This is a genomic window from Micrococcus sp. KT16, from assembly GCF_003315015.1.
GTDB classification, from domain to species: domain Bacteria; phylum Actinomycetota; class Actinomycetes; order Actinomycetales; family Micrococcaceae; genus Micrococcus; species Micrococcus luteus.
In genome coordinates, this window is the sequence record NZ_QNRG01000002.1 from 217,279 (window position 1) to 240,977 (window position 23,699).

Consider the following 23,699-nt stretch of genomic DNA (forward strand, 5'->3'; position numbering starts at 1 on the left):
GCTCGGGCTGTCCGTCTCAGCGCGTCCTGGGACCGTTGACGTTGCTCCAGGCCGTCGCGCGCGCCACCAGGGCACGCGCACCACGGCCTGCCTGATAGCAGGGGGTGAAGTTCATCGCTGGGCACTCATGCTTCAGTGCTCATCGGGTACGCATCAGATCTCTGACCCGCCTTCATCTGTCGGTCTGTCAGCCGGTGCCTCCGCGGTGCGGCCCAGCGCGTCGGCGTCGACGGCGGACCGGAAGGCCCGCCCGAACGCGCGGCGGCGCAGGGCGAGGAGGAGGCAGTCCTCGCCGGGATGCAGCCACGCACCCCGGCCGGGACGGCGTCGTTCCGGGTCCCAGACGACGGATGGGGGTTCCGTCGAGGAGTCCAGGGCGACGCGCACCAGCTCTTGCTGGTCCGCCCTCGATCGGCATCCGATGCAGGTGCGCACGACCGTCCGAGACGTCATGCGTTCACCCCTCACGGGCGTCGGATCGAGAAAGGACCTCATCCATCCTAGCGCGTCCGGGCCCGGATCTGTTCCCGGGGACGGTCAGCGGCCCGGGGCGGAGGTGGTGACCCCGTCGCCGACGATGTCGATCCGCCAGCCCGTGAGCTTGGCCGCGAGGCGGGCGTTCTGGCCCTCCTTGCCGATGGCCAGGGACAGCTGGTACTCCGGCACCACGGCGCGGGCCGAGTGCTGGTCCGCGTCGAGGATCTCCACCGAGACGGTCGTGGCGGGCGAGAGGGCGTTGGCGATCATCGCGGCGGGGTCGTCCACGTGGTCGACGATGTCGATCTTCTCGTCGTTGAGCTCCGTCATGACGGCGCGCACGCGGCTGCCCATCTCCCCGATGGAGGCGCCCTTGGCGTTCACCCCGGGGCGGGTGGCGCGCACGGCCATCTTGGTGCGGTGGCCGGCCTCGCGGGCCAGCGCCGTGATCTCGACCGAGCCGTCCGCGATCTCCGGGACCTCGAGCTCGAAGAGCTTGCGCACGAGGCCGGGGTGCGAGCGGGACACCGTGACGGACGGGCCCTTGGCGCCGCGCGTCGCGGAGACCACGTAGGCGCGGATCCGGCGGCCGTGGGCGTAGTCCTCGCCGGGCACCTGCTCGGGCGGCGGGAGGACGGCCTCGAGGGTGCCGAGGTTCACCTGGACCATGTGGCGGTTCAGGCCCTGCTGGATGACGCCGGAGACGAGCTCGCCCTCCTTGTCCTTGAACTCGCCGAGGACCTTGTCGTCGTCCTCCTCGCGCATGCGCTGGATCATCACCTGGCGCGCCGTGGAGGCGGCCACCCGGCCGAAGCCGTTCGGGGTGTCGTCGAACTCGCCGATGGGCGTGTCGTCCTCGTCCAGCTCCGTGGCCCACACGGTGACGTGGCCGGTCGCGCGGTCGATCTCCACGCGGGCGCGCTTCAGGGCCCCCGGGGTGCGGTGGTACGCCATGAGCAGGGCCTGCTCGATGGTGGGGATGAGGCGGTCCATCGGGATCTCCCGCTCCGCCTCCAGCATGCGCAGCGCGCTCATGTCGATGTCCAACTCATGCCTCCGTGTGCTCGGCCGTGTCCTCGCCCGCGGCGGCGTCGGCGTCGCCGGCCTGCTGAGCGGGGCTCCACTCTACCTGCACGATCGCCGGACCGAGGCGGTCGAGGGCGACCCGCTCGGCGGGCAGCTCCTTGGCCTTCATGCCCTTCTTCGCGGGCGGGCGCACCACGGCCAGCTCGACGTCGTCGTCCGTCACGTCCTTCAGGCGGGCGGTCACGGGCGCGGCGCCGTCGACCGAGACCTCGACGAGACGGCCGACGTTGCGGGCGAAGTGGCGGGGCTCGGTGAGCGGGCGGTCCACGCCCGCGGTGGTGACCTCCAGCAGGTACTCCCCCGCGCCGACGCCGGGCACGTGGTCGCCCAGGGCGTCGAGGGCGGCGGAGACCCGGCCGGAGAGGCGGGCGACGTCGTCCAGGCTCAGGCCCTGGGTGCCCGAGGCGCGGTCGAGGACCACCTCGACGGTGCGGTGCTCGGCGGTGCCCGTGGCGCGCACCTGATCCACCACCACGTCGTCGGCCGCCAGGGCCTCCTCGACGCGGGTGCGCAGCTCGGCGAGGTCGTCGCGGCGGTCGGTGCTGTCCATGGGGTGCCTCACTCGTCGGGTCGGGGCCGCCGCGCCACGCGGGCGGGGGCCGGGGTCGGGATCCGGGGCCGAGCCTACCGGCGGCCCACGGCGGGGCCGAGTGCTCCCGACCGGGTTGGACGGGGCGAGCTCAGCGCAGCAGCGGGGCGAGGGTGTCCGCGCCGACCTTAACGATGAGCGCGGTCACCACCATGAGGTACACCACGCGGATGAAGCCGGTGCCGCGGGCGATCGCCATGCGGGCCCCCACGTAGCCGCCCACGAGGTTGGCCGCGCCGAGCAGCAGCCCCAGGCCCAGCACCGCGTGCCCCGAGGGCACGAAGTACGCGAGCGCGCCGAGGTTGGTCGCGAGGTTGACCACCTTCGCCTGTGCCGAGGCGTGCAGGAAGTCGAACTTGAGCAGCAGGACCAGCCCCAGGATGAGGAACGTGCCCGTGCCGGGGCCGAGGACGCCGTCGTAGAAGCCCACCGCCGCGCCGAGCGCCACGGCCCGGGCCAGCGCGGTGCTCCGCCGCGGCCCCACGCCGGCGACCTGTCCGAGGCCCGGGCGCACGGCCGTGAACACGGCGACGGCGATCAACGCCGCCAGGATCACGGGCCGGATCACGCCGGCCGGCAGATGCGCGGCGACCACGGCCCCGCCCAGGGCCGCCGCGAAGGCGACGGCGGCCATCGGCAGTGCGGTGGACAGATCCTGCCGCAGGCGCCGCCGGTAGGTGAGCGCCGACGTCGCCGTGCCGAACACCGAGCCGAGCTTGTTGGTGGCCAGGGCCTGGATCGGGCTCAGCCCGGGCACGAGCAGCAGGGCCGGCAGCTGCAGGAGCCCGCCCCCGCCCACGACGGCGTCGATCCAGCCCGCCGCGAAGCCCGCGGCGAGCACGAGGACGAGCAGCCCGGCGGTCAGCTCGACGGCGCCGAACCACTCAGCGCCCGTCGCGCACCTCCGCGAGCACCGCCGCGACGGCCCCGTCCACGGGCACGGGGCGCGCCTCACCGGTGGCACGGTCCTTGAGCTCGAGCTCGCCGTCCGCCAGGCCGCGGCCGATCACCACGGTGGTGGGCACGCCGATGAGCTCGGCGTCCTTGAACTTCACGCCGGGGCTGACCTTCGGACGGTCGTCCACGAGCACGGTCAGGCCCTCGGCCTCGAGGCCCGCGGCGAGGGTCTCGGCGGCGGCGAGGCCGTCCTCGCCCTTCGTGGCGACGACGACGTGCACGTCCGCCGGGGCCACCGCGCGCGGCCACGCCAGGCCCTTGTCGTCGTGGTAGCGCTCGGCGATCGCGGCGACGGCGCGCGTGATGCCGATGCCGTAGGAGCCCATGGTCACCACGACCTGCTTGCCGTGGACGTCGAGGACCTTCAGGTCGAGGGCCTCGGCGTACTTGCGGCCGAGCTGGAAGATGTGGCCCATCTCCATGCCGCGGCGGGTGTGCAGCGGGCCGGAGCCGTCCGGGGCCTCGTCGCCCTCGCGCACCGCGGTGGCCTCGAGCACGCCGTCCCACATGAAGTCGCGGCCGGCCACGAGGCCGAACACGTGGCGCTGGTCCGCGTTCGCGCCGGTGATCCACGCGGTGCCGGGGGCGATGCGCGGGTCCACGAAGAAGGGCAGGCCCGAGACGGAGCCCTCCGCGCCGAGGACCGGGGTGCCCTCGACCGCGTCGGCCGCCGCGGGGCCGATGTAGCCCTTGACCAGGGCGGGGTGCGCGGCCAGGTCCGCGGCGGTCGCGGCCTCGAGCGTGGGCTCGCCGACCACGCCGAGCGCCGGGCCCACGGAGGCCTCGAGACGCTTGAGGTCCACCTCACGGTCGCCGGGCACGCCCACGACGAACGGGCGGCGCTCGCCGCCGTCCACCACCGCGGTGACCACGACGCACTTGAGCGTGTCCGCGGCGGTCCACGGCTCGCCCTCGCGCGGGGCCAGCTGGTTGGCGACGTCCACGAGCGCGGCGATGGTGGTGGAGACCGGGGTGTCCTTGACCTCGGCGGCGGGCAGGACCGCCATGGCCGCCTCGTCCAGCGGGGCGGGGGCCACCGTGGTGACGGCCTCGACGTTGGCGCGGTAGCCGCCGTCGGACTCGACGAAGGTGTCCTCGCCCACCTCGGTGGGGTGCAGGAACTCCTCGGAGCGGGAGCCGCCCATCGCACCGGAGGTGGCCCGCACCGGCACGACCTCGAGGCCGAGGCGGTCGAAGATCCGCAGGTAGGCGGCCCGGTGGGCCTCGTACGCGGCGTCCAGGCCGGCGTCGTCCACCGTGAAGGAGTAGGAGTCCTTCATGATGAACTCGCGCCCGCGCAGCAGGCCGGCGCGCGGGCGGGCCTCGTCCCGGTACTTGGTCTGGATCTGGTACAGGTACGCGGGCAGGTCCTTGTACGAGGAGTACAGGTCCTTCACCAGGAGCGTGAACATCTCCTCGTGTGTGGGGGCCAGGAGGTAGTCGTTGCCCCTGCGGTCCTGCAGGCGGAACAGCCCGTCGCCGTACTCATCCCAGCGCCCCGTGGCCTCGTAGGGCTCCCGCGGCAGCAGCGCCGGGAAGTGCACCTCCTGGGCGCCGATCGCGTCCATCTCCTCGCGCACGATCCGCTCCACCTTGGCCAGCACCTTCAGGCCCAGCGGCAGCCACGAGTAGATGCCCGGGGCCGCGCGACGGATGTAGCCGGCACGGACGAGGAGCCTGTGGCTCGCCACCTCGGCCTCCGCCGGGTCGTCGCGCAGGGTGCGCAGGAACAGGGTGGACATGCGCAGGGGCATGACGGGGCCTCCTCGGACGGGCTCGCGCGGTCGGGGCGGCGCGCGGGACGGGACGACGCCGGCACGGGGTGCCCGGCGTCCTGACCGCCGATCCTATCGCCCGCGCAGGGCCCGCCGGGTCAGTACAGGACGGTCGCGAACGTGCCGCGCCGCTCGAACCCCACGCGCTCGTACGTGCGCAGCGCGGGGGTGTTGTACGCGTTGACATAGAGGCTGACCACGGGCGCCTGGAGTCGCACGTAGTCCACGACGGCGGCCATCGCCGACGCCGCCAGTCCTCGGCCCCGCGCGGCGGGGGCCATCCACACGCCCTGGATCTGGGCGCACCGGGAGGAGAGCAGCCCGATGTCCGCCTTGAAGCGCAGCGGGCCGCCCGCGTCGCGCGGTCCCGGGTCGATGAAGACGCGTCCGGCGTGGATCAGCCGCTCGACGCGGTCCCGGTACTGGGCCGCGCCCCCGGCGAATGGGGAGAAGCCGAGCTCCTCCTCGAACATCGCCGCGCTGGCCGGCAGGACGCGCGCGAAGTCGTGTGGCTGCGCCTGCACCACGTGCGGGTTCGGGTCGATCCCCCCGGCCGTGCCCAGCACGAGCAGCGGCTGGTCGGGGCGCACGGACCGGGACCGGTGGCCCGCGGCGGCGAGGGCCTCGCCGGCGGCCAGCACGGGACCGGCCGGGCCGTAGATCGACCCGTACCGGCGGCGCAGCGCGGCGGCCGCCGCGCCGAGCGCCTCCGCGTCGCCCGGCGCCCAGCCGGCGTCCGGGGCCTCGGACGCGGCGACCGGCACCACGTTCGAGCCGATCCAGACGGCCGCGCGCAGCGCGCCGGCGCCCGGGGCGTCGTCGTCGATCCCGAGGAACAGGGTGCCCGCCGCTCCCCCGCGCGGGCCGGCCAGGCGGCCCGCCTCGAGCAGGGAGTCCACGAACACGTTGGACACGGGGGCACGGGCGGACAGGGCCGCGAGCGCGGCGGTGTCCGCGTCGGTCAGCAGGCGGACGCGGTCACCCGTGGCGGCCCGGACCTCCCGGTCAGTGGACGGAGACCACCGGGGCACCGGCGGCAGCCTGGTCACCGCCGTCCTCCCCCAGGTCCATCTCACCGGCGATCCGGTTGGCCTCCTCGATGAGGGTCTCCACGATCTGGTCCTCGGGCACGGTGCGGATGACCTCGCCCTTGACGAAGATCTGGCCCTTGCCGTTGCCGGAGGCGACGCCGAGGTCGGCCTCGCGGGCCTCGCCCGGCCCGTTGACGACGCAGCCCATGACGGCCACCCGCAGCGGGACCTCGAGGTCCTGGAGGCCCTCGGTGACCTGCTCGGCCAGCGTGTACACGTCCACCTGGGCGCGGCCGCACGAGGGGCAGGAGACGATCTCGAGCTTGCGCTCACGCAGGTTCAGGGACTGCAGGATCTGCAGGCCCACCTTGACCTCCTCGACCGGCGGCGCGGAGAGGGAGACGCGGATGGTGTCACCGATGCCCTGGCCGAGCAGGTAGCCGAAGGCGGTAGCGGACTTGATGGTGCCCTGGAAGGCCGGGCCGGCCTCGGTGACCCCGAGGTGCAGCGGCCAGTCACCCTGCTCGGCGAGCAGCTCGTAGGCGCGGGCCATGATCACCGGGTCGTTGTGCTTGACGGAGATCTTGAAGTCCTTGAAGCCGTGCTCCTCGAAGAGGGAGGCCTCCCAGACGGCGGACTCGACGAGGGCCTCCGGGGTGGCCTTGCCGTACTTCTGCAGCAGGCGCGGGTCCAGGGAGCCGGCGTTGACGCCGATGCGGAGGGAGGTGCCGTGGTCCGAGGCGGCCTGCGCGATCTCCTTGACCTTGTCGTCGAACTTCTTGATGTTGCCCGGGTTCACGCGCACGGCGCCGCAGCCGGCCTCGATCGCCGCGAACACGTACTTCGGCTGGAAGTGGATGTCCGCGATCACGGGGATGGTGGACTGCTGGGCGATGACCTTGAGGGCCTCGGCGTCCTTGTCCGTGGGGCAGGCCACGCGGACGATGTCGCAGCCGGCGGCCGTGAGCTCGGCGATCTGCTGCAGGGTCGCGCCGATGTCGTGCGTCTTGGTGGTGGTCATCGACTGCACCGAGACGGGGTGCTGCGAGCCGACGCCCACCGAGCCCACCTGGATCTGCCGGGTGGTGCGGCGCGGGGCCAGCACGGGCGGCGGGGCGGACGGCATTCCAAGGCTGACGGGCACGGGGGCGCTCCTCATGGGTTCTCGGGGTCGACGGCGCGGGGCCGCCGGGTTCTCCGGTCCATCCTAGGCGCGCGGGCGCCCCGGGGCGCGGGGCGACCGCCCACGGCGAACGGGCCGGGCTCAGAACAGCCGGACCGGCTCCACGATGTCCGCCACGATCAGGATGACGCCCATGAGCAGCATCGCCGCGCCCACCGCGTAGGTCAGCGGCAGCATGCGGGCCAGGTCGAACGGCCCCGGGTCCGGGCGGCCCGTGATCCGGGCCCAACCGCGGCGCACCGCCTCCCACAGGGCGCCGGCCACGTGGCCGCCGTCGAGCGGGAGCAGCGGGATGAGGTTGAACACCATGAGCGCCACGTTCACGCCCGCCAGCAGGGACAGCAGCAGGGCGGCCTTGTCCGTCAGCGTGGCCTCCTCGAGCGCCGCCGCCTCCCCGGCGATCCGGCCGACTCCCACCACGGACATCGGGCCGTCCGGGTCGCGCTCGGCCGGGGTCACCACGGCGACGGCGGTGTCCCACAGCCGCTGCGGCAGCACGAGGACGACGTCGACGACGCCCCGCACCTGCTGGGCCACGAGCGGGCCGGCGTCGAGCGGGGTGCCGCGGACCGTCTCGAGCTGCGCGCCCATGCCGATGAACCCGACCTCGTGGGTCGCCACGGTCCCGTCCGGGGCCCGCTCGGGCCGGCCCAGCGCGTCCGTCACGGGCCGTTCCGTCAGGCGCGGGGTCAGGGTGGCGCTCATCCGCTCGCCGTCGCGCTCCCACTCGATCCGGGTGGGCTGTCCGGCGCGGTCCCGGATCGCGGCGGAGAGGGCGTCCCAGTCGGAGACCGGCCGCCCGTCGAAGGCGAGCACGGTGTCGCCGGGGCGCAGTCCCGCCTCGTGGGCGGGCGCGGCGGGATCGCCCGGGCGGCAGTCCTCTGTCCCGCCGGAGGCGGCGCGGGCCTGCTGCTCCTGCATCGTGACCACGCACCGGTAGACCTCGGCGACGGTGGTGCTGGGCTGCGAGGTGCCCACCGTGGTGACCAGCAGGGCGGTGGCGCCCAGCGCGATGAGCAGGTTCATGAACGGCCCGCCGAGCATGATCACCACCCGCTTCCACACCGGCAGGGCGAGGAAGCGGCGGTGCTCGTCGCCGGGGCGGACCTCCTCGGCGGCCTGGGCCCGCGCGTCGTCGGCCATGCGGCCCAGCTGCTGGACGAAGCCCGTGGACGCCGCGCGGGGCGTCTGCCCGGGCCGCGGCGGGGGCAGCATCCCGATCATCGCGACGTAGCCGCCCAGCGGCACGGCCTTGAACCCGTACTCCGTCTCGCCGCGGCGCCACGAGACGAGCGTCGGGCCGAAGCCGATCATGTACTGCGTGACGCGCACGCCGAAGAGCTTGGCCGGGACGAGGTGGCCGATCTCGTGCAGGGCGATCGAGACCGCCAGGCCCAGCGCGACCGCGAGGACGCCCGCGACGTACCAGAGGATCTCCACGACGGTCACCAGCGGGCCCGCGCCGCACGGCGCGCCCAGGCCTCGGCGGCGAGCACGGCATCCACGGTGAGCCCCGTCGGCGCGGGGTCGTGGCCGGCCGCGGCGAGCACGTGCTCGGGGGCATAGTCGGCGACGACGGCGCGGACCGTGTCCACGATCCCGTCGAAGGGCAGGGCGCCGGCGTGGAAGGCGTCCACGGACTCCTCGTTGGCGGCGTTGAACACGGCCATGTGGGTGGGCGAGGCGGCCGCCGCCTCCTTCGCGGCCCGTACCGCGGGGAAGGCCTCCTCGTCGAGGGGCTCGAACGTCCAGGTGGCCGCCCGCGTCCAGTCGCAGGCCGGGGCCGCGCCCGAGAGACGGCGCGGCCAGCACAGCCCCAGGGCGATGGGCAGGCGCATGTCCGGCGGGGAGGCCTGGGCGAGCGTGGACCCGTCGACGAACTCGACCATCGAGTGGACCACGGACTGCGGGTGGACCACGACGTCGATCCGGTCCAGGGGCACGTCGAACAGCAGGTGGGCCTCGATCACCTCGAGGGCCTTGTTCACGAGGGAGGCGGAGTTGGTGGTGACGACGCGGCCCATGTCCCACGTGGGGTGGGCGAGGGCCTGGGCGGGCGTGACGGCGTGCAGGGCGGCGCGGTCCAGGCCGCGGAACGGCCCGCCCGAGGCCGTGAGCACGAGGCGGCGGACCTCGTCCGCCGTGCCCCCGCGCAGCGCCTGCGCGAGCGCGGAGTGCTCGGAGTCCACCGGCACGAGCTGGCCCGGCGCCGCGGCCGCCTTCACGAGGGCCCCGCCGACGATGAGCGACTCCTTGTTGGCCAGGGCCAGGCGGTGGCCGGCGTGCAGGGCGGCGAGGGTGGGCCGCAGGCCGATCGAGCCCGTGATCCCGTTGAGCACGGTGTCGGCGCCGGGCCACGCGGCGATCTGCTCGGCGGCGCACGGGCCGGTGAACAGCACGGGTCGGGGGGACGGGCGCCCGAGGCGGGCGGCGGCGTCGGCGAGGGCGGCGCGCAGCTCCTCCTCCCCCGCCGCGGCGGAGCCCACCGCCTCGACCTCGAAGCGCACGGCCTGCTCGGCCAGCAGGGTCGTGTTCGCCCCGCCCGCGAGCGCGACGGCCCGGAGCCGGGTGGGGTCCTGGGCGATCACGTCGAGGCCCTGGGTGCCGATCGAGCCCGTGGAGCCGATCAGGGCGACGGCGCGCGGGGCGCCGTCGTCGTCCGCCGGGGCGGGGGCGGGCAGCGTGTAGTCGGTGAGGGATCCGTGCGTCACCCCGCCATGATGCCAGTCGGGCCTGGACACGGACGGGGGGCCGGCCGGACGGACGCCGCACCCCGACGTCCCGCCCCGCCGGCCCCCGTGGGACCGGGTCAGCCGCGGATCAGTGCTGCACCGGCTTCTCGGCGCCGATGCCGGTGAGGGAGCGGACCTCCATCTCGGCCTGCTTGTCGGGGTCCTCGGCGCGCGACGAGGTCACCGAGCCGAGCCAGCCGAGGAAGAAGGCCAGCGGGATGGAGACGATGCCCGGGTTCTTCAGCGGGAACACCGCGAAGTCCGCGCCCGGGATCATCGAGGTCGGCGTCCCGGACATCACCGGGGACAGGACGATCAGGATGATCGCGGAGAGCAGTCCGCCGTACATCGACCACACCGCGCCGCGGGTGGTGAAGCGCCGCCAGAACAGGGAGTAGAGGATGGTCGGCAGGTTCGCCGAGGCCGCCACCGCGAAGGCGAGCGCCACGAGGAACGCCACGTTCTGGCCCTGGGCGGCGATGCCGCCGACGATCGCCAGGACGCCGATCACCACCACGGTGATCTTGCCGATCCGCACCTCCTCCTGCGGGGTGAGCGGGTGCTTGGCGATCACGGAGCCGTACACGTCGTGGGCGAAGGACGCCGCCGCCGTGATGGCCAGGCCCGCGACCACCGCGAGGATGGTGGCGAACGCGACCGCCGAGATCAGGCCCAGCAGGATGGAGCCGCCGAGCTCGAACGCCAGCAGCGGGGCCGCGGAGTTCTGCCCGCCGGGCGCGGCCAGGATGCGCTCGGGGCCGATCAGCGCGCCGGCGCCGTAGCCCAGCACGAGGGTGAACAGGTAGAACGCGCCGATGAGGACGATGGCCCACACCACGGACTTGCGCGCCTCCTTGGCGGTGGGCACCGTGTAGAACCGCATGAGCACGTGCGGCAGGCCGGCGGTGCCGAGCACGAGCGCGATGCCCAGGGACACGAAGTCGAGGCGGGTCAGCGCGCTGGCGCCGTACTGCAGGCCCGGCTCGAGGATCGCCTCGCCCTTCGGGTTCATCTCGACGGCGGCCCCCAGCATGGCGTTGAAGTCGAAGCCGAACAGGGCCAGTGACCACACGGTCATGATCCCCGCGCCGGCGATCAGCAGGATCGCCTTGATGATCTGCACGTAGGTGGTGCCCTTCATGCCGCCGATCAGCACGTAGACGATCATCAGCACGCCCACGATCACGATCACGAGGGCCTGGCCGGCCCGGTCGTTGATGTTCAGCAGCAGGGACACCAGGCCGCCGGCGCCGGCCATCTGGGCCAGGAGGTAGAAGAGGCAGACGGCCATGGTGCCGAAGGCGGCGGCGATGCGCACGGGACGCTGCTGCAGGCGGAAGGACAGCACGTCCGCCATGGTGAACTTGCCGGTGTTGCGCAGCAGCTCGGCCACCAGCAGCAGGGCCACGAGCCACGCCACGAGGAAGCCGATCGAGTAGAGGAAGCCGTCGTAGCCGTAGAGGGCGATCGCGCCCACGATGCCCAGGAACGAGGCCGCGGAGAGGTAGTCACCCGCGATGGCCGTGCCGTTCTGGGTGCCGGAGAAGCCGCGGCCGCCGGCGTAGTAGTCGGCCGAGGACGCGTTCGTCTTGGACGCGCGGATCACGATCACGAGGGTGACCACCACGAAGGCGACGAAGATGCCGATGTTCACGGCGGGGTTGCCGACCGTCTGCGGGGCGGCCTGGAGCAGGGGGGTGAGCGCGCTCATCGCGTGGCCTCCGGGTTCTCGTGGGCGCCGGCGGCCTCGCGCTCGAGGCGCTCACGCAGCGCGGTGGCGCGGGGGTCCAGGGTCCGGTTGGAGAAACGGACGTAGGCGAAGGTGATCAGGAACGTGGTGACGAACTGGAGCAGGCCGAGGATCAGGCCGAGGGTGATGTTGCCGCCGAGGCGGATCGCCATGAACTCGGGGAAGAACGCGCCGACGATCACGAACACCAGGTACCAGACGAAGAACGCCACGGTCATGGGGAAGGCGAAGGATCGGTGGGTGCGCCGGAGCTCGATGAACTCCTCGGACTGCTGCGCGGCGCGGAACTGCGCGGCCGTGGGGACCGGCGCCGTGGGCTCGCTGGATGACATGGGCCCTCCGGGGGTGCGTAGGACGGATCAGTGTGAGACAGATCACTGTGATGACAACCACACTCTGGCGGGCGGAGGGGTGCGCCGTCAAGCGCACCCCTGGGCCGTGCGCCCCTGTGACAGCCCCGGTGCGCAGCCGTGCGGACGCGGACGCGCCCCGACGGCACGGGGCCGCCGGGGCGCGGAGCCGCCGAGGAGCCGGTCAGGCGCTCGCCGGCCGGGGCGCGTCCGCGCGGCGCAGGACCGCGCGGGCCTGGGCGAGGACCACCTCGTCGACCATCGCCCCGTCCAGCTCGAAGGCCCCGTGTCGGCCCTCGGCCGCGGCGAGGACGCGCCGGGCGCGCTCGACGGCCTCCGGGGCGAGCGTGTAGGCGGAGCGCACGACGGGCACCTGGCGCGGGTGCAGGCACACGGTCGCGGTGCAGCCCAGGGCGACGGCGTCCTCGGCCTCGGCGGCCAGCCCGGCCTCGTCGCCGAGGTCCAGGTGGACGGCGTCCCATGCGGCCGCGCCGTGGGCGGCCGCCGCCAGCAGCACCGTCGCGCGGGCGTGCTGGACCACGGAGCGGTAGGCGCCCTCGGGGGTGCGGGAGGAGCTGCCGCCCATCGACGCCACGAGGTCCTCGGCGCCCCACATCAGCGCACCCACGTGCGGGTGGGCGGCCAGGTCGGCGGCGGCGAGGATCCCGGCCGCGGTCTCGCATAGGGCGACGACGCGGGTCTGCGGTCCGAGGGCGGCGACGACCCCGTCCACCTGCGCGGCGGACTCGGCCTTGGCGAGCATGAGCGTGCGCCAGCCCGTCCCGGCGAGCATGGCCAGGTCGGCGTCGTGGTCCGCGGTGCCCGCGGGGTTCACGCGGACCACCACGCGGTCCTCGTCCAGCGGGCCGCCGTCGACCCCGCCCGTCGCCCGCCCCGCCCAGGCCGCCGCGACGGCGTCCCGCGCGGTGGGCCGGGCGTCCGGGGTGACGGCGTCCTCGAGGTCGAGGATCACCGCGTCGGCGCGCTCGAGCGCCGTGGCGTACCGCTCGGGGCGGTCCGCCGGGGTGAACATGACGGCCGGTCCGAGGCTCAGCGCGCTCATGCCCGCTCCCCCGTGCCTGCGGCGTCGGCGGCCTTCGCCTTGGCCTCCGCGTGCGCCTGCGCGGTCCACATCAGACAGGTGCGCTGGGCGCGGACGACGACGTCGCCGTGCTGGTTCTCCCCCGTCATCGCGAACGTGACGACCCGCTGCCCCGGTCGCGAGGAGGACTCGCGGATCGCGGTGACCTCGGAGCGCCCGTAGAGCGTGTCCCCGTGGAAGACCGGCTTCGGGAACGCGATCTCCCCCAGGCCGAGCTGGGCCACGAGCGTGCCCTGCGTGGTCTGACCGACGGCGAGGCCCACCAGGGTGGACAGCGTCAGCATCGAGTTGACCAGTGGCCGGCCGAACGGCTGGGCCGCCGCGTACGCGTGGTCCAGGTGCAGGGCCTGCGGGTTCATGGTGAGGGTGGTGAACAGGACGTTGTCCGCCTCGGTGAGCGTGCGGCCGGGCCGGTGCAGGTAGACCTGGCCGACCGCCAGCTCGTCCGCGTAGCGGCCCCGCTGCTCGATCTCGACGCGCTCCGTCACGTCAGAGGCCCAGCTCGCGGGCGATCAGCATGAGCTGCACCTCGGTGGTGCCCTCGCCGACCTCGAGGATCTTGGAGTCGCGGTAGTGACGGGCCACGAGGGTCTCGTTCATGAAGCCGTAGCCGCCGAACACCTGGGTGGCGTCCCGGGCGTTGTCCATGGCGGCCTCGCCGGCGATCAGCTTGGCCATGGCGGCCTCGGTCTTGAACGGCTTGCCGGCCAGCATCTTCTGGGCGGCCTCGTAGTAGGCCAGGCGGGCGGCGTGCGCGCGGGCCTGCATGCGGGCGATCTTGAAGGACACGGCCTGGAACTGCCCGATCTTCTGGCCGAACGAGGTCCGCTGCTTGGCGTAGGCGACCGACTCGTCCACGCAGCCCTGGGCCGCGCCGGTGGCCAGGGCCGCGATGGCGATACGGCCCTCGTCGAGGATCTCGAGGAAGTGGGCGAAGCCGCGGCCGCGGGCGCCCAGCAGGTTCTCCTCCGGCACGCGCGCGTCCGTGAGGTGCAGGGCGTGGGTGTCCGAGGAGTTCCAGCCGACCTTGTCGTAGGCCTTGGCCACGGAGAAGCCCTCGGTGCCGGCGGGCACGAGGATTGTGGAGATCTCCTTGGCGGGGCGGCCGTCGTGGCCGGTCCTGCCCTCCACGGTGCCGGTCACGGCGGTGACGGTGACGAGCGAGGTGATGTCCGTGCCGGAGTTGGTGATGAACTCCTTGGCGCCGTTGATGCGCCACTGGCCGTCCTCGAGCGCGGCGGTGGTCTGGGTGCCGCCGGCGTCGGAGCCCGCGCCCGGCTCGGTGAGGCCGAAGCCGGCCAGGTGCGTGCCGGCCACGAGGTCCGGCAGCCAGCGCTGCTTCTGTTCCTCGGTGCCGAACTTCAGCAGCGGCATGGCGCCCAGGGAGACGCCGGCCTCGAGGGTGATGGCCACGGACTGGTTGACGCGGCCGAGCTGCTCGAGGGCCAGGGCCAGGGCGAAGTAGTCGCCGCCCATGCCGCCGTACTCCTCGGGGAACGGGAGGCCGAACAGGCCCATCTCGCCCATCTGGGCCACGATCTCGTACGGGAACTCGTGCTGGGCGTCCAGCTCGGCGGAGACCGGGGCCACGACCTCGTCGGCGAACTCGCGGACGGTGTCGGAGAGGACCTGGTAGTCCTCCTCGAGGGCGGGCAGGGTGCGGTGCTTGGTGCTCATGGTCCTCTCCTGTTCTCAGGTGTTCTCTGCGGGTGCTGCGTGCTCGGTGGGCTCGACGACGGCGATCAACGCCTGCGCGGCCACGGCGTCGCCCTCGGCGACGTGGACGGTCACGACGCCGGCGACGGCGGCCGTGACGGGGTGCTCCATCTTCATGGCCTCGACCACCGCCAGCTCCTGGCCCGCGGCCACGGTGTCCCCGGTGGCCACGGACACGGCGACGACGGTGCCCGGCATGGGCGTGCGGGCCTCGGGGGACGCTGCGCCGGCCGGGGCACGACGCGCGGCCGCGGCCGCGCGGGCGGCCTCGACCACCTCGGCCCGGGTGAGGCGGCGGACCTGCCACGCGGCGCCGTCGCGGTGCAGCCACGCTGAGCGCGGGTCCCGCGGGTCACCGGCCAGGAGGTTGACGCCCGCCAGGCCTCCGGCGTCCTCGTCCACCTCGGCGTCGGCGGCGGGGGCGGTGAGGATGCGGTCCTCGTCCCCGACCCGGACGCGCATCCCGGGCTGCGGGGCGCCCGCGCCGCGCCAGCCGTCCGCCCGGGCCCACGCGGTGCCGGCCGCGCGGTGCTCGGCGGCGGCCGCGTCCTCGGACACGTCGGCCAGGGCCTCGGCCGCGAGCGCGGCGAGGTCCTCGGGCAGCGCGGGGGCGGTCCACGCCTCGAGGCCGTCGATCAGCTCGGTGGTGAGCCGGCCGGTCCGCACGTCCTCGCGGGCCGCGAGCTCGCGCAGCCAGCCCAGGTTGGAGCGGACGCCGAACAGCACGGTGTCCGCGAGCGCGGCGTCGAGCCGGTCCAGGGCCTCGGCGCGGTCGGCGCCACGGGCGATGAGCTTGGCGATCATCGGGTCGTAGAAGCCGGTGATCTCGGGCTGTGCGCCGTCGACGTCCACGGGGTCCACGGCGCCGGCGGCGGGGCCAGTCTGCGGTCCGGAGCCGAACGCGCGCTCCTCGGCCGGCCGGGAGGGCAGCAGGAGGGTGTCGACGCGGACGCCCTCGCCGGCGGGCTCGCGCCAGCGCAGCACCGGCCCGGTGGAGGGCAGGAAGCCGTTCGCGGGGTCCTCCGCGTAGACGCGGGCCTCGACGGCGGCGCCGTCGAGGGTCACGTCCTCCTGGGCGAAGCCGAGCGGCCCCCCCGCGGCGATGCGCAGCTGCAGCTCCACGAAGTCCAGGCGCTGTCCGCGCACCCGGACGACCTCCTCGGAGACCGGGTGCTCCACCTGCAGGCGGGTGTTCATCTCCATGAAGAAGAACTCGTCCGGGTTCTCGTCCGAGACGAGGAACTCGACGGTGCCGGCACCGCGGTAGCCCACGGACACGGCCGCGTCCACGGCGGCCCGGCCCAGGCGCTCGCGGAGCTCGGCCCCGTGCGCCAGCCCGGTCAGCAGGGGCGCGGGGGCCTCCTCGATCACCTTCTGGTGGCGGCGCTGCAGGGAGCACTCGCGCTCACCCAGGTGCACGGTGGCGCCGTGGGCGTCCGCGAACACCTGCACCTCGACGTGCCGGGGCGCGGTGATGAGCCGCTCGAGCAGCAGCGTGTCGTCGCCGAACGCCGAGCGCGCCGTGCGCCGGGCCGAGGCGAGGGCGCCGGGCAGCTCCTCGGCGGCGCGCACGGCCACCATGCCCTTGCCGCCGCCGCCCGCGGAGGGCTTGATCAGCAGCGGGAAGCCGACGCGCTCGGCCTCGGCCGTGATCTGCTCGTCGGTGAGCGTGGGGTCCTGGATGCCGGGGACCACCGGCACGTCGTACGCGGCCACGGTCTCCTTCGCGCGGATCTTGTCCGCCATCGCGTCGAGCGAGGCCACGGGCGGGCCCACGAACACGATGCCGGCCGCCTCCAGCGCGCGGGCGAAGTCGGCGTTCTCGGACAGGAAGCCGTAGCCGGGGTGCACGGCCTGGGCGCCGGTGCGGCGCGCGGCGTCGACGACGGCGTCGATGTCCAGGTACGACTCGCGGGCCGGAGCCGGGCCGAGGCGGACCGCCGTGTCCGCCTCGCGGACGTGCCGCGCGTCGGCGTCGGCGTCGGAGTGCACGGCCACCGAGCGGATGCCGAGGCGGCGCAGGGTGCGGATGACGCGCACGGCGATCTCGCCGCGGTTGGCCACCAGCACGGTGTCGAACAGGGGCGTCCCCTGGGCGTGGTTCTCGGTCACTGGTGGCTCACATGCGGAACAGGCCGAACCGGGAGTCCGGCAGCGGGGAACGGGAGATGACGTCGAGGGCCAGGGAGAGCACCCGGCGGGTCTGGCCGGGGGTGATCACCCCGTCGTCCCAGAGGCGGGCGGTGGAGTACAGGGGGCTGCCCTGGTCCTCGTACTGCCGACGGACCGGCGCCTGGAAGGCCTCGACCTCCTCGGAGGACATCGGCTCCTCCCCCGCGGCGGCCCGCTGGTCCTGCTTGATCTGCGTGAGCACGGAGGAGGCCTGCGGGCCGCCCATCACGGAGATGCGCGCGTTCGGCCACATCCACAGGAAGCGGGGTGAGTAGGCGCGGCCGCACATCGCGTAGTTGCCGGCGCCGAACGAGCCGCCGATCACCACGGTCAGCTTGGGCACGCGGGCGGTCGCGACGGCGGTGACCATCTTGGCGCCGTCGCGCGCGATGCCGCCGGCCTCCGCGTCCCGACCCACCATGAAGCCGGAGATGTTCTGCAGGAACAGCAGCGGGATGCCGCGCTGGTCGCACAGTTCGATGAAGTGCGCGCCCTTGCGGGCGGAGTCTCCGAACAGGATGCCGTTGTTGGCGAGGACGCCCACGGGGTGGCCGTCGATCCGCGCGAACGCGGTGACCAGGGTGGTGCCGTAGAGGGGCTTGAACTCGTGGACGGAGCCGCCGTCCACGAGGCGGTCGATCACCTCGCGCACGTCGTAGGGGGTGTTCACGTCCACGGGCACGACGCTGGTCAGCTCGGCCGGGTCCTTGGCGGGCTCCGCGGCGGGGGCGACCTCCCAGGCCGGCGCCTCGGCCGGGGGCAGGGTGGCCACGATGTCCCGGAGGATCTGCATGGCGTGCAGGTCGTCGTCCGCCAGGTGGTCCGCGACGCCGGAGCGCTCGGCGTGCAGCCGGCCGCCGCCGAGGTCCTCGGGCGAGACGTCCTCCCCGATCGCGGCCTTCACGAGCGGGGGGCCGCCGAGGAAGATGGTGCCCTGCTCGCGCACGATCACGGTCTCGTCCGACATGGCCGGCACGTACGCGCCGCCCGCCGTGGAGGAGCCGCACACCGCGGCCAGCTGCGGGATGCGCTGCGAGGAGAGCAGCGCCTGGTTCCGGAAGATGCGGCCGAAGTGCTCGCGGTCCGGGAAGACCTCGTCCTGGCGGGGCAGGAACGCGCCGCCGGAGTCCACGAGGTAGATGCACGGCAGGCGGTTCTCCAGGGCGATCTCCTGGGCCCGCAGGTGCTTCTTCACCGTCATGGGGTAGTAGGTGCCGCCCTTCACGGTGGCGTCGTTGCCGACCACCATCACGAGGCGGCCGTGGACCAGGCCGATGCCCGCCACGACGCCGGCGGCGGGGCTGTCCCCGCCGTACAGGCCGTGCGCGGCCAGCGCGCCGACCTCGAGGAAGGGCGAGCCCTCGTCGAGCAGCGCGTCGATGCGGTCCCGCACCAGCAGCTTGCCGCGGCCGGTGTGGCGCTCGCGCGAGCGCTCGGGCCCGCCGAGCGACGTGCGGGCGACGAGGTCGGCGAGCTCCTGCTCGAGCCGAGCGTGGCCGGCCGCGTTGCGCTCGGCCACGGTGGGCGCGGACTGCGCGGCCGGGGCCGGGGTGCTGGCGGTCATGAGACCCCCTTCAGTGAATGACGACTAACTGAACCGAGCCTCAGTGTAGTGACGATCGTCACTGACGTCGACCGGGCGCCCGGCGCGCCTCGTCTCGTCCTACAGTGGAACCCATGCCCGCCGCCGATCCCGCGTCCCCCGCCGCCCCGGCGACCCCGCCGACCGCCCGGGAGGCCGCCAAGGCCCGACGCCGGGTGGACCTGCTCGCGGCCGCGGCGCGACTGTTCGCGGCCCGGGGCTTCGACGCGGTCCGCCTCGAGGACATCGGCGCCGCGGTCGGGATCAGCGGCCCCGCCATCTACCGCCACTTCGCCGGCAAGGCCGCCGTGCTCACGGCGATCCTCGACACGGCCTCGCAGGACCTGCTCGACGGCGGGCTGGCCGCCGAGGCGCAGCACGCGCCGGGGGCGGAGACCCTGCGGGCCCTCATCGGCTTCCAGGCGGACTTCGCCCTCGCCCAGCGCGACGTGATCCGTGTGCAGGACCGCGACATGTCCGCCCTGCCCGACGGCGCGCGCACGGCCATCACGCGCACCCAGCGCGCCTACATCGACGTGTGGGCGCGCCAGCTGCAGGTCGTCCACCCCCACGAGGACCAGGCCACCGCCGTGTTCCGCGCCCAGGCCGTGCTGGGCCTGCTCAACTCCACCCCCCGCTCGGTGCGGCGCACCGCGGCCGACCGCGCGGCCCGCCGTGCGACCCTCGTGGCCATGGCCTGGGCCGCGGCCACGGCCCCCGGACCGCTGTCCGGCGAGGACTGAGCGGACGGCACCGGCCCGGCGGGCCGACGTCGTGCCCGGTGGTACGGTGGCCGGTACCCGCGACGGCGGACGCCGTCGAACCCCGCCCCGAGAGGTCCACCGCCGTGCTTCTTCGTGACGTCCGACCCGAGGATCTGGACGAGTTCTTCCTCCACCAGCAGGACGAGCAGGCCAACCTGATGTCCGCCTTCGCCCCCCGCAACCCCCGGGACCGCGGTGTCTTCGACTACCACTGGGCCCACCTGCTCGGGGACGAGGACACCGTCGTGCGGACCATCGAGCACGAGGGCCGCGCCGTGGGTGCGCTCGTGTGCATCCAGCAGGACGGCGTGGGCGAGCTGTCCTTCTGGACCGCGCAGGACTACTGGGGCCTGGGGCTGACGACCGCGGCCGTGGACCGGTTCCTGGAGGAGCACACCGCCCGCCCGCTGCGGGCGCACGTCCCCGAGGACAATGTGGGCTCCGTGAAGGTGCTCTCCCGCCGCGGCTTCGAGACCGTCGGCGAGGAGAAGGTCTTCTCCAACGCCCGTGCCGAGGTCATCACCGAGCTCGTGATGGAGCTGCCCGCCGCCGACTGAGCGCGCCCCGCGGCCCCCGCCGTGCCGGCGGCCGCACCGGCCTGCCACGACGACGGCCCCGCCTCCCGGTGCCCGGGTGGCGGGGCCACGGCGCGTCCGGGGCCGTCAGACCATGGCCAGGGTCAGACCCGGGCGGCGCAGGATCGCGCCGACGTCCGCGAGGAAGCGCGAGCCCTGCTCGCCGTCCACGAAGCGGTGGTCGAACGAGAGGGACAGCGTCATGACGTCCCGCAGGGCGATCTCGCCGCGGTGCTCCCACGGCATCCTCCGGACCTGGCCGATCGCGATGATCGCCCCCTCACCCGGGTTGATGATCGGGGTGCCCGCGTCCACGCCGAACACCCCGACGTTCGTGAGCGTGAAGGTGCCGCCGGCCAGATCCGCCGGGGACAGCCGCCCCTCGCGGGCGAGGCCCGTGAGATCGCGGATGGCGTCGGCCAGCTCCCTCAGGCTCATCGCCTGGGCGTCCTTGACGTTCGGCACCATCAGCCCGCGGGGGGTGGCGGCGGCGAAACCGAGGTTCACGAAGTTCTGCTGGACGATCGTCCCGGCGGCCTCGTCCCACCGGGCGTTGACGTCCGGGGTGCGCTCCATCGCCACGAGGCACGCCTTGGCGGCGAGCGTCATGGGCGTGAGCTTGACGTCCCGGAACTCGCGGGAGGCCTTGAGCTCGGCGAGCAGCTCCATGGTCTCGGTGACGTCCACCTGCAGGAACTCGGTCACGTGCGGGGCGGTGAACGCGGACTGCACCATGGCCGCCGCGGTCGCCTTGCGCACGCCCTTGACCGGCACGGCCTCCGTGCGCGGGCGGCCGCCCAGGGTGCGGACGCCCCCGGTCGAGCCCGACTCGGCGCCGGACTGCGGCGGCGCCGCCGCGGCCGCGGGCTGCCCGCCCCCGGCCAGGAACGCCTCGACGTCCGCGCGGGTGATGACCCCGCCCACACCCGTGCCGGTGACCTGCTCCAGATCCACGCCCGCGCGGCGCGCGTACAGGCGCACGGGCGGAGTGCACCGGGGTCGCTCGCCCGGGGCCGGCTCGTGGGCCGCGTCCGCGCGGTCCGGCTCGGCGGCCTCGGGCTGCGGGCGCCCGGCGCCGGCGGGGGCCGCCTCCGACGTGGACGGCGCCTGTCCGCGGGCGGGCTCGCCCGCCGGGGCGGCCGACGTCGCCGGGGCCGCGGAGCCGCGCCGCGCACGGCGGCCGGGCTTGCCGGTGTCCGGCGCGGCGCCGTAGCCGACGAGGGTGGGCACGCGGCCGTCACCCTCGGCGGGCCCGCCGACGTCGGACTCGGCGCCCTCGAGGGTGAAGGTCACCAGGGGCGCACCGACCTCGAGGGTCTCACCCTCGGCGCCGTGCAGGGCCGCGACGACGCCCGCGAACGGGCTCGAGACCTCGACCACGGCCTTGGCCGTCTCGACGTCGGCGAGCACCTGGTTCACGGTCACCGCATCGCCCTCGGCCACGCGCCACGTCACGATCTCGGACTCGGTCAGGCCCTCGCCGAGGTCGGGCAGGCGGAAGGTCTTCTGGCTCATCGGGTCTCCTCCCCGGCGTTCTGGGCGGCGAGGAACTGCTCGGCGGTCTCGGGGGCGGCGAACGCGTCCACGGAGTCCAGCGAATTCGGCCGGCCCAGAGCACGGTCCAGGCCGTCGAGGATGCGGTCGAGGTCCGGCAGGTGCAGATGCTCGAGCTTGGACGGCGGGTAGGGCACGTCCATGCCGGTGACGCGCACCGGCGGGGCCTCGAGCCAGTGGAACGCGCGCTCGGCCACCGTGGCCACGAGCTCGGCGCCGAGGCCGCCGGTGCGGGACGCTTCGTGCGCCACGACGAGCCGGCCGGTGCGCCGCACCGAGGACTCGACGAGGCCGGTGTCCAGCGGAGACAGGCTGCGCAGGTCGACCACCTCGACCTCGACGCCCTCCTCGGCCGCCACCTCCGCGGCCTGCAGGGCGGTCTTCACGAGCGGGCCGTAGGCCACGAGCGTGGCGTCCCGGCCCTCGCGCAGGATGCGGGCGGGGCTCATCGGGGGGATCGCGACGTCCAGGTCCACGTCGCCCTTGTCGTGGTAGCGACGCTTGGGCTCGAGGTAGACCACCGGGTCCTCCGAGGCGATCGCGGCGCGGATGAGGTCGTACCCCTCCTGTGGGGAGGACGGGGAGACCACCCGCAGGCCCGCGGTGTGCAGGAAGTAGGCCTCGGGCGACTCGGAGTGGTGCTCCGGGGAGCCGATGCCGCCGCCGAAGGGGATGCGGATGGTCACCGGCATCGGCACGGCGCCGCGGGTGCGGGCGCGCAGCTTGGCCAGGTTCGCCACGATCTGGTCGAACGCCGGGTACACGAAGCCGTCGAACTGGATCTCGACGACGGGCCGGTAGCCGCGCATGGCCAGGCCGATGGCCGTGCCCACGATGCCGGACTCGGCCAGCGGGGTGTCGAGCACCCGGTCCTCGCCGAACTCGGCCTGCAGGCCGTCGGTGATGCGGAACACGCCGCCGAGGGCGCCGATGTCCTCGCCCATGAGCAGGACCTTGGGGTCGTCGGCCAGGGCACGGTGCAGGCCGCGGTTGATCGCCCGGCTGAAGGTCATGCGCTCGCTCACGCGCCCGCCTCCTCGTCGTCGAACTGCTGCAGGTAGAGGGCGTGCTCGCGGCGCTGCCGCTCGAGCTCCTGGTGGGGCTCGGCGTAGATCTCGTCGAAGAGCCTGTCCGCGCCGTCCTCCTCGAGCGCCTCGAGGGCGCGGCGGACCTCGGCCGCCAGCTCGTCGGCCTCGGCCTGGGCCTGTGCGAGCACGGCGTCCACGTCCACATCGAGGGTGCGCAGGTGCGCCTCCACGCGGGTCAGCGGGTCACGGGCCTTCCAGGCCTCGAGCTCGGCGTCGTCCCGGTAGCGGGTGGGGTCGTCCGCGGTGGTGTGCGGGCCCATGCGGTAGGTGACGGCCTCGATGAAGGTGGGACCGCCCCCGTCGGCCGCGCGCTCGACGGCGGCGCGGGTCGCGGCGAGCACGGCCAGGACGTCGTTGCCGTCCACGCGCATCGACGGGATGCCGAAGCCCCACGGGCGGTCCGCGATGCTGCGGCGGGTCTGCAGGCGCACGGGCTCGGAGATGGCCCAGTGGTTGTTCTGGCAGAAGAACACCACGGGCGACTGGTACGAGGCGCTGAAGACCATGGCTTCGTTGACGTCCCCCTGGCTCGTGGCGCCGTCGCCGAAGTAGACGATCGTGGCCACGTCCGCCTGGTCCCGCTGGACGCCCATCGCATAGCCGACGGCGTGCAGGGCCTGCGCGCCGATGATGATCTGCTGGGTGGCCACCCGCGCCTCGTTCGGGTCCCAGCTCGAGAACGTGGAGCCGCGCCACACCCGCAGCAGGTCCAGCGCGGGGACGCCGCGCAGCAGGGCCACGCCGTTCTCGCGGTAGGACGGGAAGACGAAGTCGTCCGGTCGCAGCGCGACGGCGGAGCCCACCTGGGCGGCCTCCTGGCCCAGCAGCGGGGGCCACAGGGCCAGCTCGCCCTGACGCTGCAGGTGCGTGGCCTCGACGTCGAGGCGCCGGACCACGGCCATCTGGCGGTACAGCGCGGAGAGGGCGTCGGCGTCGACGTCCTCGATCCACGGGTCGAGCTCCGGCTGCGGACGGCGGCGGCCCTCCGTGTCGAGCACCTGGAGCATCACGGCCTCGGCCGGGCCCGCCGGGGGCGGAGAGCCGGCGGACTGTCCGCCGGTGGGACGGGTGTGGTCCACGAGGGTCACTGGACTGCCTTCCGATCGACGCCCACGGTGCGGGGCGAGGGAGTTGTACGCATGCGCGAGCAGGGGTGGAGCGCGCGGCGTCTCGGTGGTGTGATTGTAATCACTTCAGTGTGATCTGCGCCACTCTC

Annotated in this window: 21 protein-coding genes; 2 read left to right on the plus strand and 19 right to left on the minus strand. The window is 74.2% G+C overall.

Going from position 1 to position 23,699, the window contains the following annotated elements:
* Positions 1 to 153: 153 nt before the first annotated feature.
* The 16 genes from DE149_RS03110 to DE149_RS03185 form a co-directional block, all read right to left on the minus strand.
* On the minus strand, positions 154 to 495 hold the full coding sequence (locus DE149_RS03110) for a YlxR family protein (RefSeq protein WP_036314070.1): 342 nt from the start codon (positions 493 to 495) through the stop codon (positions 154 to 156).
* A gap of 42 nt (positions 496 to 537) precedes the next feature.
* Complete coding sequence (nusA, locus tag DE149_RS03115; protein ID WP_036314069.1) at positions 538 to 1,524, minus strand: transcription termination factor NusA; 987 nt, start codon at positions 1,522 to 1,524, stop codon at positions 538 to 540.
* 1 nt (position 1,525) lies between these two features.
* A complete protein-coding gene (rimP, locus tag DE149_RS03120; RefSeq protein WP_113913940.1) occupies positions 1,526 to 2,113 on the minus strand; it encodes a ribosome maturation factor RimP in 588 nt (195 codons plus the stop codon).
* Positions 2,114 to 2,243: 130 nt separating this feature from the next.
* Complete coding sequence (locus DE149_RS03125) at positions 2,244 to 2,993, minus strand: TSUP family transporter (RefSeq protein WP_170720847.1); 750 nt, start codon at positions 2,991 to 2,993, stop codon at positions 2,244 to 2,246.
* A 43-nt stretch (positions 2,994 to 3,036) separates the two neighbouring features.
* On the minus strand, positions 3,037 to 4,863 hold the full coding sequence (locus DE149_RS03130) for a proline--tRNA ligase (RefSeq protein WP_060973853.1): 1,827 nt from the start codon (positions 4,861 to 4,863) through the stop codon (positions 3,037 to 3,039).
* Between the two features lie 119 nt (positions 4,864 to 4,982).
* Positions 4,983 to 5,915 carry a GNAT family N-acetyltransferase gene (locus DE149_RS03135; RefSeq protein ID WP_060973856.1) on the minus strand — a complete coding sequence of 311 codons (933 nt, stop codon included), beginning with the start codon at positions 5,913 to 5,915 and terminating at the stop codon, positions 4,983 to 4,985.
* Positions 5,890 to 7,074, minus strand: coding sequence for a flavodoxin-dependent (E)-4-hydroxy-3-methylbut-2-enyl-diphosphate synthase (gene ispG / locus DE149_RS03140; protein WP_061866731.1), 1,185 nt, complete (start codon positions 7,072 to 7,074; stop codon positions 5,890 to 5,892). Before ispG ends, DE149_RS03135 begins: the two co-directional genes overlap by 26 nt.
* A gap of 105 nt (positions 7,075 to 7,179) precedes the next feature.
* Positions 7,180 to 8,547: an RIP metalloprotease gene (locus tag DE149_RS03145; protein ID WP_061866732.1), complete on the minus strand. Its 1,368-nt coding sequence runs from the start codon at positions 8,545 to 8,547 to the stop codon at positions 7,180 to 7,182.
* Complete coding sequence (gene dxr, locus DE149_RS03150; protein WP_052520075.1) at positions 8,544 to 9,779, minus strand: 1-deoxy-D-xylulose-5-phosphate reductoisomerase; 1,236 nt, start codon at positions 9,777 to 9,779, stop codon at positions 8,544 to 8,546. The genes DE149_RS03145 and dxr overlap by 4 nt, the downstream gene beginning before the upstream one ends.
* 139 nt (positions 9,780 to 9,918) lie before the next feature.
* A complete protein-coding gene (locus tag DE149_RS03155) occupies positions 9,919 to 11,541 on the minus strand; it encodes a cation acetate symporter (protein ID WP_041104224.1) in 1,623 nt (540 codons plus the stop codon).
* A complete protein-coding gene (locus DE149_RS03160; RefSeq protein WP_041104222.1) occupies positions 11,538 to 11,912 on the minus strand; it encodes a DUF485 domain-containing protein in 375 nt (124 codons plus the stop codon). Before DE149_RS03160 ends, DE149_RS03155 begins: the two co-directional genes overlap by 4 nt.
* 202 nt (positions 11,913 to 12,114) lie before the next feature.
* The gene (locus DE149_RS03165; protein ID WP_113913941.1) at positions 12,115 to 12,993 is read right to left on the minus strand and encodes a CoA ester lyase; all 879 of its coding nucleotides are present in this window, start codon (positions 12,991 to 12,993) and stop codon (positions 12,115 to 12,117) included.
* Positions 12,990 to 13,520: a MaoC family dehydratase gene (locus DE149_RS03170; RefSeq protein ID WP_063190287.1), complete on the minus strand. Its 531-nt coding sequence runs from the start codon at positions 13,518 to 13,520 to the stop codon at positions 12,990 to 12,992. Before DE149_RS03170 ends, DE149_RS03165 begins: the two co-directional genes overlap by 4 nt.
* 1 nt (position 13,521) lies before the next feature.
* Positions 13,522 to 14,709, minus strand: a complete 1,188-nt coding sequence (locus DE149_RS03175) for an acyl-CoA dehydrogenase family protein (protein WP_113913942.1) — start codon at positions 14,707 to 14,709, stop codon at positions 13,522 to 13,524.
* Positions 14,710 to 14,724: 15 nt separating this feature from the next.
* The gene (locus tag DE149_RS03180) at positions 14,725 to 16,860 is read right to left on the minus strand and encodes a biotin carboxylase N-terminal domain-containing protein (protein ID WP_102708376.1); all 2,136 of its coding nucleotides are present in this window, start codon (positions 16,858 to 16,860) and stop codon (positions 14,725 to 14,727) included.
* Between the two features lie 7 nt (positions 16,861 to 16,867).
* Positions 16,868 to 18,484 carry a carboxyl transferase domain-containing protein gene (locus DE149_RS03185; RefSeq protein WP_041104212.1) on the minus strand — a complete coding sequence of 539 codons (1,617 nt, stop codon included), beginning with the start codon at positions 18,482 to 18,484 and terminating at the stop codon, positions 16,868 to 16,870.
* 113 nt (positions 18,485 to 18,597) lie between these two features.
* On the opposite strand from DE149_RS03185, the gene DE149_RS03190 reads away from it, so the two are divergent.
* Complete coding sequence (locus tag DE149_RS03190) at positions 18,598 to 19,245, plus strand: TetR/AcrR family transcriptional regulator (RefSeq protein WP_044660003.1); 648 nt, start codon at positions 18,598 to 18,600, stop codon at positions 19,243 to 19,245.
* 104 nt (positions 19,246 to 19,349) lie between these two features.
* Positions 19,350 to 19,823, plus strand: a complete 474-nt coding sequence (locus DE149_RS03195) for a GNAT family N-acetyltransferase (RefSeq protein ID WP_044660004.1) — start codon at positions 19,350 to 19,352, stop codon at positions 19,821 to 19,823.
* 105 nt (positions 19,824 to 19,928) lie between these two features.
* Here DE149_RS03195 and DE149_RS03200 read toward each other — a convergent pair whose 3' ends face one another.
* The 3 genes from DE149_RS03200 to pdhA are packed head-to-tail and all read right to left on the minus strand — an operon-like array spanning position 19,929 to position 23,571.
* Positions 19,929 to 21,356 carry a dihydrolipoamide acetyltransferase family protein gene (locus DE149_RS03200; RefSeq protein WP_060974170.1) on the minus strand — a complete coding sequence of 476 codons (1,428 nt, stop codon included), beginning with the start codon at positions 21,354 to 21,356 and terminating at the stop codon, positions 19,929 to 19,931.
* A complete protein-coding gene (locus DE149_RS03205; protein ID WP_052520122.1) occupies positions 21,353 to 22,408 on the minus strand; it encodes an alpha-ketoacid dehydrogenase subunit beta in 1,056 nt (351 codons plus the stop codon). The genes DE149_RS03200 and DE149_RS03205 overlap by 4 nt, the downstream gene beginning before the upstream one ends.
* Before the next feature lie 8 nt (positions 22,409 to 22,416).
* Complete coding sequence (pdhA, locus tag DE149_RS03210; protein WP_113913943.1) at positions 22,417 to 23,571, minus strand: pyruvate dehydrogenase (acetyl-transferring) E1 component subunit alpha; 1,155 nt, start codon at positions 23,569 to 23,571, stop codon at positions 22,417 to 22,419.
* Positions 23,572 to 23,699 lie beyond the last annotated feature (128 nt).

What these genes read in the sequence shown, in the direction of transcription:
- DE149_RS03165 (WP_113913941.1), bottom strand. Translation starts at nt 12,993, where the DNA reads ATGAGCGCGCTGAGCCTCGGACCGGCCGTCATGTTCACCCCGGCGGAC.
- DE149_RS03130 (WP_060973853.1), bottom strand. Translation starts at nt 4,863, where the DNA reads ATGCCCCTGCGCATGTCCACCCTGTTCCTGCGCACCCTGCGCGACGAC.
- DE149_RS03175 (WP_113913942.1), bottom strand. Translation starts at nt 14,709, where the DNA reads ATGAGCACCAAGCACCGCACCCTGCCCGCCCTCGAGGAGGACTACCAG.
- ispG (WP_061866731.1), bottom strand. Translation starts at nt 7,074, where the DNA reads ATGAGGAGCGCCCCCGTGCCCGTCAGCCTTGGAATGCCGTCCGCCCCG.
- DE149_RS03200 (WP_060974170.1), bottom strand. Translation starts at nt 21,356, where the DNA reads ATGAGCCAGAAGACCTTCCGCCTGCCCGACCTCGGCGAGGGCCTGACC.
- DE149_RS03155 (WP_041104224.1), bottom strand. Translation starts at nt 11,541, where the DNA reads ATGAGCGCGCTCACCCCCCTGCTCCAGGCCGCCCCGCAGACGGTCGGC.
- rimP (WP_113913940.1), bottom strand. Translation starts at nt 2,113, where the DNA reads ATGGACAGCACCGACCGCCGCGACGACCTCGCCGAGCTGCGCACCCGC.
- DE149_RS03190 (WP_044660003.1), top strand. Translation starts at nt 18,598, where the DNA reads ATGCCCGCCGCCGATCCCGCGTCCCCCGCCGCCCCGGCGACCCCGCCG.
- DE149_RS03110 (WP_036314070.1), bottom strand. Translation starts at nt 495, where the DNA reads ATGAGGTCCTTTCTCGATCCGACGCCCGTGAGGGGTGAACGCATGACG.
- DE149_RS03205 (WP_052520122.1), bottom strand. Translation starts at nt 22,408, where the DNA reads ATGACCTTCAGCCGGGCGATCAACCGCGGCCTGCACCGTGCCCTGGCC.
- DE149_RS03160 (WP_041104222.1), bottom strand. Translation starts at nt 11,912, where the DNA reads ATGTCATCCAGCGAGCCCACGGCGCCGGTCCCCACGGCCGCGCAGTTC.
- DE149_RS03185 (WP_041104212.1), bottom strand. Translation starts at nt 18,484, where the DNA reads ATGACCGCCAGCACCCCGGCCCCGGCCGCGCAGTCCGCGCCCACCGTG.